1 pseudogene is annotated in these 241 nt (G+C 77.6%); it reads left to right on the plus strand.

Annotation, left to right across the window (positions count from 1 at the left end):
• A pseudogene (locus J0695_RS42210) lies at positions 1-241 on the plus strand (AfsR/SARP family transcriptional regulator); the annotation flags it as partial.

A 241-nucleotide genomic window follows, 5' to 3' on the forward strand; every position in this document is an offset into this window, starting at 1 on the left:
GTCGTGGACGACGCCCGCAGCGTGGAACAGGTGCGCCCGCTGCTGACCGCAGGACCGGGCAGCAGGGTGCGCGTGGCCGGCCGTCAGCGCCTGTCGGGACTCGACGCAGACCTGCGGCTCACCGTGGCGCCCCTCGGCGCGGGCGAAGCGGTCACCCTGCTCACCCACCTGCTGGGAGAGGCGCGCGCCGGGCGGGAGCCCGGGGCCGCGCAGGAACTCGCTCTGCGCTGCGGCGGCCTGC

It is taken from the genome of Streptomyces beijiangensis, assembly GCF_017315755.1.
GTDB classification, from domain to species: Bacteria; Actinomycetota; Actinomycetes; order Streptomycetales; family Streptomycetaceae; genus Streptomyces; species Streptomyces beijiangensis.